9 protein-coding genes are annotated in these 13,330 nt (G+C 39.7%); 3 read left to right on the top strand and 6 right to left on the bottom strand.

What is annotated here, in order from left to right:
• Nucleotides 1–31 precede the first annotated feature (31 nt).
• Nucleotides 32–976: an exopolyphosphatase gene (locus tag CHU_RS01615; RefSeq protein WP_011583723.1), complete on the bottom strand. Its 945-nt coding sequence runs from the start codon at nt 974–976 to the stop codon at nt 32–34.
• A gap of 249 nt (nt 977–1,225) precedes the next feature.
• Here CHU_RS01615 and CHU_RS01610 point away from each other — a divergent pair, with 249 nt between their 5' ends.
• From CHU_RS01610 to CHU_RS01600, 3 genes are all read left to right on the top strand, one after another.
• Nucleotides 1,226–2,305: a M42 family metallopeptidase gene (locus CHU_RS01610; protein WP_011583722.1), complete on the top strand. Its 1,080-nt coding sequence runs from the start codon at nt 1,226–1,228 to the stop codon at nt 2,303–2,305.
• 462 nt (nt 2,306–2,767) lie between these two features.
• Nucleotides 2,768–3,310, top strand: coding sequence for a hypothetical protein (locus tag CHU_RS01605; protein WP_011583721.1), 543 nt, complete (start codon nt 2,768–2,770; stop codon nt 3,308–3,310).
• Nucleotides 3,311–3,336: 26 nt separating this feature from the next.
• The gene (locus CHU_RS01600; protein WP_011583720.1) at nt 3,337–5,109 is read left to right on the top strand and encodes an ABC transporter ATP-binding protein; all 1,773 of its coding nucleotides are present in this window, start codon (nt 3,337–3,339) and stop codon (nt 5,107–5,109) included.
• A gap of 135 nt (nt 5,110–5,244) precedes the next feature.
• Here the strand turns inward: CHU_RS01600 and CHU_RS01595 are convergent, their stop codons facing one another.
• The 5 genes from CHU_RS01595 to glgP all read right to left on the bottom strand — a co-directional run bounded on the left by CHU_RS01595 (nt 5,245) and on the right by glgP (nt 13,281).
• Complete coding sequence (locus CHU_RS01595) at nt 5,245–7,668, bottom strand: TonB-dependent receptor domain-containing protein (RefSeq protein ID WP_011583719.1); 2,424 nt, start codon at nt 7,666–7,668, stop codon at nt 5,245–5,247.
• Nucleotides 7,661–9,007, bottom strand: a complete 1,347-nt coding sequence (locus CHU_RS01590; RefSeq protein ID WP_011583718.1) for an HTTM domain-containing protein — start codon at nt 9,005–9,007, stop codon at nt 7,661–7,663. The genes CHU_RS01595 and CHU_RS01590 overlap by 8 nt, the downstream gene beginning before the upstream one ends.
• Before the next feature lie 20 nt (nt 9,008–9,027).
• Nucleotides 9,028–10,161 (bottom strand): imelysin family protein, encoded by a 1,134-nt coding sequence (locus CHU_RS01585; protein WP_011583717.1) that lies wholly within the window; start codon nt 10,159–10,161, stop codon nt 9,028–9,030.
• Nucleotides 10,162–10,256: 95 nt separating this feature from the next.
• Nucleotides 10,257–11,444, bottom strand: a complete 1,188-nt coding sequence (locus CHU_RS01580; RefSeq protein WP_011583716.1) for a DUF4856 domain-containing protein — start codon at nt 11,442–11,444, stop codon at nt 10,257–10,259.
• Nucleotides 11,445–11,646: 202 nt separating this feature from the next.
• Nucleotides 11,647–13,281 (bottom strand): alpha-glucan family phosphorylase, encoded by a 1,635-nt coding sequence (gene glgP / locus CHU_RS01575; protein ID WP_011583715.1) that lies wholly within the window; start codon nt 13,279–13,281, stop codon nt 11,647–11,649.
• Nucleotides 13,282–13,330 lie beyond the last annotated feature (49 nt).

The raw sequence follows: 13,330 nt of genomic DNA, 5'->3' as shown, positions 1-13,330 counted from the left end.
TATTTAATATATTCATAATATCTGAATAGGATCAACTCCCAACCTTAACACCATCCAGCATGGTATACAAGACGCCTTCTTTCAGCGAATACGTAGAAACAGTAATGGCATTGGTAGATACGAGCTTCAATACATGTTCAATCAGGCAGATGGCAACAACTACCATATCGGCACGTAATTCAATCATGCCGGCAATCGCAAGCCGTTCTCTACGGGTACTTGCGACAAGCTGTTTGCGTAACCGGTTAAAATCGGGTAAAGATAACAGGTAGCTTGTTTGTTTTTCAAGCGCAATTTTTTCCCTGTGGTGCTGAATATTCATTTCAGCAAGTGTATCAAACGTACCTGAACAACCAATCAATTGTGTGGGTCTCCAGGTGTTTATAGCCTTCTCCAGTGGCACCAATACCTCATCAAAATAGTTGTGCATCATTACACGGTCGTCTTCCCGCATGGGATCGTGTACATGAAAGCGGTCGATCAGCCGCTGTCCACCGATCTCAAAACTTTGTTTCCACAAAATTTCATTTTTATTCCCAATGATAAATTCTACACTGCCACCGCCTATATCCATGGCCAGCGATATGTGATCTTCCATAGGTACTGCCTGCTGCACACCTCTGAAAATCAATTCAGCTTCGCGCGCACCATCAATCACTTCCACATCAATATTTACTTCTTTCTTTATACGATCTATCAGCACCTGTTTGTTAGAGCCGCTTCTAACGGCACTTGTACCGGTGGCAATAACATGCACGACCGCATGCTCATCTAAAATAACACGGAATTTTTTTAGCGTATCCAATGCACGGTCCATGGCTTCTTCGGTAATAAATCCTTTTGTAATACCGCCTTTCCCCAGACCTACAGCAGACTTCTCATTCACTAACGTATGTGGCCTGTCATTTACAATATCTGTGATAAGTAAATGAAACGTATTTGTACCCATATCAATGACTCCAATGCGTTGTGACATATCTAAATTGGTTAAAGTAGTAAAAGCGTTTTGCAGAATACCGTACTAGTGTACGGAATTTTATTACCCTGTATCTAAAAAAACAATCAATTATTTTTAAGCCCTTTTAAAATTCCACATAAATAATTCAAAAACAAATAGTTATAACCACCCTTATTCCATTACTCCATTCAAATTTTTAGGTTTAAATATCATTTTTAACGCAGGGCTATGTATATTCGTTGCATCAACTAAAATCATTTATTTCAGATGGGTATTATCAACGATTCAGGCGAACAGTTTTTACACAGATATTTAAATAACGCGGCCCCAACGGGCTTTGAATCCTCCGGACAGCAGATCTGGCTGGATTATATCCGCCCGTATATTCATACGTATTTTACGGACACATACGGCACTACTGTTGGTGTGATTAATCCGGATGCACCCTACAAAGTAGTCATTGAAGCACATGCCGACGAAATTTCCTGGTTTGTGAATTACATTACAAAAGAAGGTTATGTATATGTACGCAAAAACGGCGGCTCTGATACCATGATTGCGCCCTCTAAACGTGTGAATATTCATACAGATAACGGAATTGTAAAAGGTGTTTTTGGCTGGCCGGCCATTCACGTACGCGATGAAGAAAACGACAAAGCGCCGACATTAAAAAATATTTTTATAGACCTGGGATGTTCTTCTAAAGAAGAAGTCGAAGCCAAAGGTGTACACGTAGGTTCAGTGATTACATTCGAAGACGAATTTATGATTCTGAACGAGCGTTATTACTGTGGACGTGCGTTGGACAACCGCATCGGCGGTTTCATGATTGCGGAAGTAGCACGTTTATTAAAAGAGAATAACAATCAGCTTCCGTTCGGTTTATATATTGTAAATGCAGTGCAGGAAGAAATCGGTCTGCGCGGTGCAGAAATGATTGCACACCGAATTAAACCGGATATTGCTGTTATTACAGATGTATGCCACGACACACAATCACCGATGTACAACAAGATTACCAGCGGTGATCTTGCCTGTGGTAAAGGACCGGTATTGACGTACGGACCAGCTGTACAGAATAATTTATTACGTATGATCATCGATACAGCTCAGCGTAAAGAAATACCTTTCCAGCGTGCTTCTGCAAGCCGTGCTACGGGTACCGATACAGACGCATTTGCCTATTCAAACAGTGGTGTTGCGTCTGCATTGATCTCGCTGCCTTTAAAGTATATGCATACTACGGTTGAAACCGTTAGTAAAACAGATGTAGAACAAGTGATCCAGCTGATTTATGAATTTCTGGTACAGCTACCGGCTGATCATGATTTCAGATATATGAAATAATAATTGCGAGGTTCAAGTTTTAAGTTACCAGACTAAAACAATATCATATATTACAATTATTATTTTTCACCTCTTCGGAATCAGATTCTGAAGGGGTGTTTTTATTGAAATATTCGTATTGATATATCCTCCCGAGAGGCCCAGGATTCAGGATTTCTGTTTTCCTACAGATATTTTATTTATACATAGCTACAGATTCGATCTGATGCGGTTATTTCTCAATACTGGCATTTGTTTAAAATCGCATGGAATTCAGATTTTCGATAAATTCCATAAAGATATCATGCCTGCAGCAACTGTATGGCATTACAGCATATTTATTCCTGCAAGGATGGAATATCTTCAAATTTTTTATCTCTCATTTCTTTATAAGTTTTTAGTTATCTTTAACCAGTAATACGTACAGAAATTTAATTCACTGCTGTATTGTCCAGCGACTGGTACAGCAACTAAAAACTATTTATGCGTACATTCATTTTCATTGCCTTACTTATTCTTGCTCCTGTAATGGCAAGTTTTTATGGTTTTATACACGACCAGATTACCTTTTCAATTTCAGAAGAGTTTTTCACAAAATTCCGTTTTAATCATTATGACCTGCCCGACTCCTGGCACCCAAGAGCGAAAGCCGGCATGATCGGTATTATTAATGCCTGGAAAGTGGGGATACCTTTTGGTATCATTTTAACAGCTGTTGGACGTATTCATCAGAACACACATAAACTGTTGTTCTATACTATTTATGCCTATCTGTTAACATTCTTATTCTCCTTAATTTTCTCGGTAATAGCTTCGTACATGCCTGCCAGCGCTGAGATACTGGCTGTAAAACACAACCTTCCCGAAAATATTCTGGATCCGGTTGCCTTTCAGCGCGTAGAGAAAATCAACAATTTTGGCTACGTGGGCGGTATAATCGGTATGTTATCCGGAATCGGCCTGCATATACTGCTATACAAAAGAGACATAAAAATTGAAGCTAAAGGAACTTCTGCCAAATCATAATACGTTTATAAGGAAATTAACAGACTGTGCAAAAAGAGGAAAGCGGTGTCGTAAGCGGCAATTTATTTGATATACATATTTTAAGTAGATTATTTCAATTTGTAAAACCTTACAAAAATCTATTTTACACACAGGTAGCTTTAACCCTTACAGGAGCAGTACTTGCATCGGTAAAACCGTATTTAGTTAAAGTTGCCATTGACGATAAAATTGCCAGCCATGACCTGAATGGTTTGTATGTAATGATTGGCTTAATGGTTGTGGTGTTAGTTGCGCAGGCATTCATGCAGTATTTTGATACCTATCTGGCAGGCAAACTCGGACAGACAATTATTCGCGATATCCGAATCCGTTTATTCAAACATTTATTAAAATTCCGTTTGGGCTTTTTTGACAAAACACCTATCGGCCGTTTGGTAACCCGCAACATATCAGACATTGAAACACTTTCGAATTTTACATCCGACGGATTAGCAGGCATTCTGGGCGATTTCCTTCAGTTGATTTTCATCTTTGGTTTTATGCTGTATATCGATTGGCGTTTAACGCTGATCTGTTTGTGTCCGCTGCCAATCTTATTATTCAGTACCTATGTATTTAAGGAACGCATCAAACATTCGTTCAACGAAGTGCGTATTGCCGTTTCCAATCTCAACACCTTTGTTCAGGAGCATATTACCGGAATGAGTATTGTTCAGATCTTTAACAGCGAACAACGCGAATATGCGAAATTCAAAAAGATCAATATTGAACACCGCGATTCAAATTTAAAATCGGTAAACGCATACTCTGTTTATTTTCCGATTGCTGAATTTATCGGATCGCTGGGACTGGTACTTCTAATATGGTTTGGTTCTACACTGGTATTAGGCGAAACAAGTTCTTTCGGAACGCTCGTTTCATTTATCATGTACATCTCTATGTTCTTCCGCCCCATACGCATGATCGCAGACCGCTTCAATACATTGCAATTATCTGTTGTAAGTTCAGACCGTATCTTAAAATTATTAGACGACCATACGCCCATTCAGTCAACCGGAGAAAAACCGTTGCCTGAAATTAAAGGAGATGTGCAGTTCAATAATGTTTTCTTCAGCTACATCGAAGGGCAAACGGTACTAAAAGATATTAATTTCCATGTTCCGCAGGGCGGAAGTATTGCCTTTGTAGGTTCAACCGGTGCGGGCAAATCTTCGATCATCAATTTGCTGAATCGTTTTTATGATATCGAAAAAGGGCATATCCTTATTGATGGTACCGATATCCGTGATTATAATCTGCATGAACTGCGTTTACAGATTGGTTTGGTATTACAGGATGTGTTTTTATTTTCAGGGAGTATCCGTAATAATATCACGCTCTATAACCCAGACATCACAGATGAAAAAATATGGGAAGCTATCCGTATGGTTGGCGCAGAACGTTTCATAGAGCGTTTACCCGGAGGGCTGGATTATGAAGTAATGGAGCGCGGCAGCACCCTTTCTTCCGGTCAGCGCCAGATTATTTCCTTTATCCGTGTAATGGTTTATGATCCTAAAATATTAATTCTGGATGAAGCTACTTCTTCTATTGATTCTGAAACAGAAGAACTGATTCAGGAAGCAACGGCAAAAATAATGCTGGGCAGAACGTCTATTATTATTGCACACCGCTTATCAACGATACAGCACGTGGATACAATTTTTGTATTGGAAAAAGGCGAAATAGTAGAATCCGGTTCGCATGAAGTGCTGTTAGGCCAGCAGGGGCTTTACAGCCAGCTCAGCGCGCTGCAGTACGCGGCAGCAAAAGAGTAATTGAAAAAAACCCGTAGAGCCGCAATTCATTGCGGCTGGCTTATTGTAATTTGATACATTCAAATCAGCGCAGTTCATTGCGCTGATTATTATCTGGTGTATTTCAATCAGCCGCAATAAATTGCGGCTCTACTGTTAAATTTTCACCTGCAGTGTCAGATAAAATGCTCTGCCGTCTGACGGTAAAATACCCGGACCGGGATAACCTGTTGCACGGCGTGTGAAATAATACTGATTGGTGAAGTTGTTGATGTTTGCTTCCAGTTTGAATATCCTGTATTCATACGAAAAGCCCAGATCCATAATATAATACGAAGGTATAATACCTACAACACCTGATACACCTCCGTCAACCGCATTGGTGGCATCCGAAAACTGTTCGGTTAAATAGCTGTATTGAAACGACGCTTTGAATTTTTTATAGCTTGCCCGTGCTCCGCCTTTAAAATTAAATTTCGGAACAAACTCCACTTCATTTCCCTGTACTGCTGTTATACCGCTCGCTACATACTGGGAATGAATATAGGCAGAATTGGTAAACAGGATACCCGTCCAGTTTTTAGCGACAGGTACAATAGCCTTTAACACATCATACTCCAGATAACATTCTACACCCATCATTACAGCCTGTCCGATGTTTGTGCGTTCGCGAACTACACGGTTTGAAGCATCTGCCGTTAAGTATTCACCGATACGATTATTATAATTCAGAATAAAGAAACTGCCGTCATAAATAAACCGCTTTGTACCTTCGCTTCTTAAACCAATATCTGTTGTAAAACCTTTTTCATCTTTCATATCCGGATCAATAACTGAAGACGGATTTGAGATGCGCATATCACTGAATGTGATCGAACGGTAGTTCTGAGAAATATTTCCGTAGAAATTCATTTTAGGTATTGGTTTGTAACTGACACCAATACCACCTAAAATAAACTGACGTGCGCTGGAACGGAATTCATCTGTTCTTGTCTGGTTGATAATGTTTCCGGCCAGGTCATATGCAATACTTCCATAATAACCATCTGCAGAGGTATAGATATATTCATACCGCAGTCCCGGTGTTACAGAGACTTTATTTCCCAGGTAAAAAATATTTTCTGCAAACAAAGAAACATTGTGGTTTAAGAACATATAATCGTACGTCATAAAATTGGTTGGCGTATAATCAAAATCCGCGTCACTGCCTTTCGATCCCTGGCCCTGCGTGCTTACGTTGTTGCCATAATATACCCTGCCGCCTACAAGCAATACATTGTATTGTTTTGCAATGTGGTAACGTTTCATGTATCGTGCTTCCGCGCCGATATTTTTAAATGCTCCTTTGATCAGATCACGTTCGGTAGTGCCATCATCAATAGTTGCTACACGGTTAGGCCTGAAGCCTATGCTGTAACGGTTAGCCAGCAAGCCGAACACGCGGACATTCACTTCATTTGAATCATTGAATTTGTGATTGAAGTGTATAGCAGCCATTCTCCAGTTTACCTGGAACCAGTTGCGTTCGCGGTTGCTCTGGCGCGGATCTGCTTTAAACATGGCGTCTGACAAGCCTCCCGGCTGATGTGCCAGATAACTCATCAGGGTGAGATCGAAACCAATTGAAGTACGTTTGCTAATCTGATAGTTTACATTCCCGTAATAATTGTATACATCAAAATCTGAATTGGGGCGCCAGCCATTTCCGGTTTTGTATTGGAAATAGGTATAGTAACTTAGTTTTTTTTGTGTACCGCTTAAGCTTACAAACGTATTGGAGAAAGCAGGTTTACTGCCGTAACTGCCCACCGTCTGCCGTGCAACCAATTGAATACGTTTATCGGGAACAGGCTTGCGGATTATGAAATTCAGCATCCCGCCAAATTGTGTACCGTACTGTAATGAAGCAGCACCGCGGATGACCTGGATACGCTCCAAGCCTTCGACCGGCGGTGTGTAATAACTTTCCGGATAACCCAACGCATCCGCGCTGATATCATAACCGTTTTGCCTGACATTAAAATTAGAGGTTCTGTTCGGATCTAACCCACGGCCGCCGATGCTCAGCTGTATACCGGCACCTTCATTCTCCCAGATATTTAAACCCGGTACGCGGGCATATACCTGGCGTGCATTATTTGTAGCAGCATTCACAACTAAACTATCGAGTATAATCACTTCAGATTTTTTACCTGCATAGATAGCCATGTCCTCCACATCTTCCAGATGTGAATTTGATGTTGTACTTGTAATGTCTATCACATCATCTGTATGCTCCGGTTGCAGTAAAACGTTGATGTGTTTGTTTTTGCCATTCACAACAACTGTCTGCTCGTTTGCAATAAAACCGATACCATAGGTATTAACCACATAGGTGCCGTTTTCAAGATCTTTAAAATGAAATCTTCCGGAAGAATCGGTACTGGTTATAAACGCGCCGTTATTTAATGTAACCGTACAGCCCGCAACGTGTGTACTGTCATTGGCTGCAATAACTCTTCCCGTAAGCCTGTGTTGTGCAACTAATTCACTCGTACTAAAACAAATGAACAGGATAAATAGAAATAGGAACTTATTCATTATATAATAGAATCCAGTTTTTGGACGCGAACGATTCTTCTTCTTTTGCAAGGTCCACTGTGGGGTCAATCAGCATTTTTCCTAACCGTCCGTTTAATGTAACATAGGTATCTGCATATACCTGCGGATTGTGAAAGCCATGTCTGGCATAATATTCAGCCAATATGTGTGCGTATTGAAGCATCATATCGGGCTGTGTAGCCATCATTTTTTCCTGCAGTACGGTTAAAAATTCATTGTTATTGACAACAATAAATTTTCCGGTTTCATCCCTTACAGTGAATTGTGCGTAACCTGCTTTTTCCATCAGCATTACGCGCCAGGAGAAACGATAGCCCTGTTCTGTCCAGAATAACGATCCCGGATAACAAAGAAACCGCAGCGGAAGGAGCAACTGTACCACAAAAAAAGCGAAAAATATTCCCTTTACAAAGTGCTGACCGTAGCTGCTGTACACATAATCCGCTTTGGCATATAACATCTTTTCATTTGAAAAAAAGAATAGTCTTTGTAAAGATTCAATAACTTTTTGATGGAATTCTGGAGAAAAGAAAATTAACGCAGTAACAATCATTACATAGGGGAAGATCCCGATGGGGAACAGCAGCGATGTGAGTACATGAAAGGCAATGACCAATACGTAGGCTACAGGTCTTGTTTGTTTATTCCACAATAAAAAAGCGATGCTGAGATCATACAGGCAGCCGAACCAGCTGAATGCATAAGCGACCCAGGTGTAGTTAAATAAAAATCCGATGACCGGCATATCGTTGTGCGCCGGCAGCCATATTTTTAAAGGCATGGCCTGCAGCAGCCAATCCGGATTTATTTTGGCAAGCCCGGCAAACACATATAAAAACAGTACAAATAATTTCAGTGCATCAATGCACCACAGCGGTATATGCGTTGCTTCAATTTTTCTGTTCCGGTATGCATCTATTGAAAAATATACCTGCGCGGGCAGAAAGATCATCAGAAAGCAGATCATGCTTACAAAATAATAATGATTGAGATAGGTGGTTTTATCGATCAGTTCAATGTAGGTAAAACTTAAAAATAAGGTGAGGATAGAAAGGCGGTAGTAAAAACCCAGCGCGACAAACAAGGCTGAGAGTCCGCAGATAGCGAAGAGCCCGTAGGTATATGCTCCTAACGGACGCACAAACTCAAACCCGTAATACGGAAAAAAATAATCCGGGCGAATGTATAGATCTTCGATCCAGCCATTCGCCCAGAAACGGATAATGCTCACGAAGAGCATTATTCCTAAACCAATTCTGAAAACAACCAACGGAGCAACCGGTGTTGATTTTAAGAAATAGCTCTTAACATTCATCATTTATGTATACTAAAAGAAGATCAATCCCCGTCGTTATCTGTATAGGTAATGGTTACACTCAAGGCAGATGTCATATCCACTTTAAGCATACGTACAGCCTTCTGCATTTCATTATACACAGCGACCATAGCAGCCTTGTTTGTTAAAACCTCATTGCTTAAGTTATCAGACAACACGTTTAATTTACTGTCAACAACTGTAAACTGATTATTAATAATCTCCGATAAAGGTTGCTTTGTAGTTGCATCCTTTGCATCCAGTGCATTCAGATATGTTTTTAAAGATGGCCCTTCAATACCAGTTGTTACGCCCTTACCATTAAAATAATCTACGAAAGCCTGCTGCGCCGTTTGTGCTAAGATCTTGCCGATATCTTTTTTATAATAGGCTTCAACAGACGCATTCAATGGCGTTCCGGTCATGGCTCCTGACGGAATACCGAATTTGCCGGAACGGATAAAACGTTCGTAATAAAAAACAATACCGTTTACCATTACAGACGTTGATGCATTTAATCCAGTACCGGTACTTGAAACAAATGTATTTCTGTAATCACCTTTCCAGGCAGCATTTACCGCTTCAAACTTTGCATGCATCTGATTGGTAAGTCTTAATAAATATGCTTTACGTTTATCTGCATCTTCGCCCGTTACATATAAAGCAACAATATCATCATCTGTATCCGCTGAACCGTTGATCAGATAATCAATAGCGGGAAAGCCTTGTGCTGAATAAGATTCGAATACTTCAAGATTCGCATTACCAGAAAGTATATTCGCATTTATATTTGAGACATTTGCCGGATATACATTCATATATGAATTCAGCGCAACATCTGCAGCCGGACCAAAATCAAAAATCCCGATCTTTTGCCACTCAATATAAGCTTCTGCCCAGGCAATTCTGTATTCAGATAATGTAGTTACTGTAGGATTGTTTCTGAATACATCTGATTTTGCAATCATATTATCCAGCTTTATTTCAAATTTAGCGTTTGCAGGAATTACAATATTATCAGCAACATTTTTAAGCATTGCCTCTCTATCTGAAGGGTTTCCTTCCGGAACAGTTGTGCCTTTATCTTTGTTACCACAAGACCCTAATACAAGTATTATTGAAAAAAATACTATTGAATGAACTATAGAGTACTTCATACTATTAAGTTTTATAAAACAAGAATAGAAGCAAGTGAATCACTTGCTTCTATTCAGCATTAAATTAAATATATTCAATAATCAGTTGAAACTGATTATTGAATATTGAATTTTGTAACTAGTTTGTTTCTAACAGTTGTGTATTCAGTTACTGTAATATCGTAGAATGTAGTTGGCGTATTTTCAGGGAATAGATCCTCAATCAAATCAGCAGCAAATTCATCATCAGCACCTGTTAATGTACAGAAAGACGTTGCATTGATAAATCCAAAACCTTCACCGAATGAATGTGGTGCGCCAACCGACTTACCCATATAACCATGTGCCGCGGCTCCAATAGCATATTCCAAAACTTCTCTGATAATTTTTGCCTGTGCTTTTACTTCTGTCATATCGTTGTTATGAATAGCTGCACGACCTTTTAAGAAAGCACTATGTAATTTGCCAAAGTTTTTTCTATTGTATTCCCATGCATATGCACCTAAATAATATTCAGCCTTGCTATTGTCAATTTTAGGTGCGCTTTCAGCTGTTGCTCCATCATAATAAATATCATTATTACTGAAGAAACCATATGCTTCATCCCAGTTCTGCTCTAATTGTGTATATTTTTTACCTGTTACTAATTTTGTATTGTCTGCATTCAAACCTGTATTTAATAATACATTACCGATGTAATCCAAGTGGTATGCACCAATCAATGTTTTCTGAATGATTTGTGCCCACTCAATACCTGCTTCATCCACTAAGTAATTTCCTGTAGAATGTTTACCTGCAAATCCTTTTGTAGCAGCGTTTGCTCTTTCTTTGCTGATACGAGCCATTTGTCCGAAAGCATATTCTAAATAATCATGAATATCTGCCTGATCTGCTTTTGAAGATGCGGTTACTTCTTTAATGCTGATGTCTAAATTATTTAAATCTGCATAAACACCTGTGAACGGATTATTTTTATTTGCAAACATGTTGCTCATTGTTGCAGAATCCAGATCAACATTTCCAGAGATAGATGAACCAACGTAAGCGATCAATGCTCTGAACATTCTTAAACGGTTTCTTCCAAGGTCACGGTTAACCGTAGTATCACCAGCTTCATTTTTAAATGCTGTTTTGTATGAAGTTGTAGCCGTTAACGTGCTGTAATCAATTTTTGTAGTTCTAAAGCTTGTTGCTGCAGGTGCAGGCGTTTCTTCATCCTTATCTTTTTTCTTACAAGCGGTAGTAAAGCCTAAAAGCACTACTAAAAGCAGCAGAATGCGGTTTTTTAACGTAAACGTTGACATATAATGAGATTTTGTTTGGAATTATTTTTTCAAGTGAGGCAAAAGTATGTTTATTTAGATTAATTACAAATAAAAATCTGTTAATTCTGTGGCAAATCTGATGATTGTTGAAACAATAAATTTTAATCAACTGTTTTACAATATGATATATAATAAAAAAGCCTCTGCTATTGGACAGAGGCTTAAAATAGGAAGATTATTTTCAGGAATTATACAGTTTCTTATAATATTCGTCTGCCATACGGTCTGAATTAAAGAATGGAAAGATATCATCCATGCTCTTGCGGATCATCTGAGACCACTTTTTCTGGTCGGTATAATACGTCGGAATCACTTCTTCCTCTAATTTTTTATATAAGAAATAGGCATCCTGGTTGTCCTGTTCATTTACATCAGCCGCCGTGGAATGATCCATTACAAAACTGTTTTCCATGTTTTTACCAAATTCCATTACCCAGCCGTCCATGTTAGACAGATTGAGTGTAGCACTCATCGCTGCCGTCATACCACTGGTTCCGGAGGCTTCGCGGGTATAGCGCGGATTGTTCAGCCATACATCGGCCCCTTTCTTCAGCAGTGCAGACAGTCCAAGTTCATAACCAACCAATATTACCGCACGGCTTGAGATCAGTGTTGTCTGCAGAATTTTATTAAATATACCAATGGCTTCCTGATCCAGCGGATAGGGCTTTCCTGCCCAGATTACCTGTATCGGCTGATTTACGCGGTCAATCAGATCCATAAAACGGTTGTAATCGCGCATGATCAGATCCGGGCGTTTGTATCCGGCAAAACGTCTGCTCCATACAATGGTTAATATATCCGGGTCAAGAATATCTCCGGTCTGGTCGGCAATAAGTTCAAATAATTGTTTCTTCAGTTCTTTTTTCCGGATCCGGATCCAATTGTCGTTCTGCTCGTGATACGCCTGCAGCAGCGCTTTATCAGCCCAATAATCAACATTCTGTGAATTGGTTATGTGGTCAATCGGACAAATATTTTCAAATCCCTGCCACATCTTTCGTGCTACTTCACCGTGCAGCTGCGAAACGCCGTTCGCTTTTTTAGCCATTTTCAATGCAGCCAGGGTGTAGTCGAACCTGCCGTCAACATCTGCATTCAGCTTATAAATCTCTTCTATGGGTACATTGCCAAAAAACGAAGCGCGCTGAAGAAGGTCAAATGCATGTTCTTCATTTCCGGCTTTCTCGGGTGTATGTGTTGTAAATACAAAGCGTCTTTTAACATCTTCCCAATTTTTATAATGATCATAAATATGAAATGCAATCGGCAAGGCATGTCCTTCATTTATATGGTAAACATCAATATTATGGTTCAGGGCATCCAGCACTTTTCCCCCGCCAATACCCAGGATAATGCTTTGCGCGATCCGTGTTTCTTCGTTCGGATCATATAAATGATGTGAAATGGTACGGGAGAGATAATCGTTTTCAGGAATATCGGTTGTTAAAAAATACATCGGCGCGGTACCAAAGACGGTAGGTTTCAATAAATACGCCTTAACAAACACATCTTTTCCAAACACATTCACCGGAACGGTAATACCGGTTTCTTCAAAAAACGAATAATACTTAGTGGTGTAATCGACCCGCATGGTAAGGTCCTCGTTTCTTGCCTGGTCGTAATAACCAAACTTCCACAACATGCCGATACCCACAAGGTTCTGCCCCATTGCGCCGGCGCTGCGCATGTGCGAACCGGATAAAAAACCTAATCCCCCTGAGTATACTTTTAACGGCTGGTGAATGGCAAATTCCATGGAGAAATACGCAACGGAAGTATTGTATTCCGGATTGATCGGATAAAATATATGCATAACTACTGATTCTGTTACTATTGAAAGATTCCTGCAAACAAGTTATAAA

Origin of the sequence: Cytophaga hutchinsonii ATCC 33406 (assembly GCF_000014145.1) — a bacterium.
Taxonomy (GTDB): Bacteria; Bacteroidota; Bacteroidia; order Cytophagales; family Cytophagaceae; genus Cytophaga; species Cytophaga hutchinsonii.
The sequence above is the reverse complement of the archived record's forward strand: the minus strand, read 5'-3'. Positions and strand labels throughout refer to the sequence as shown.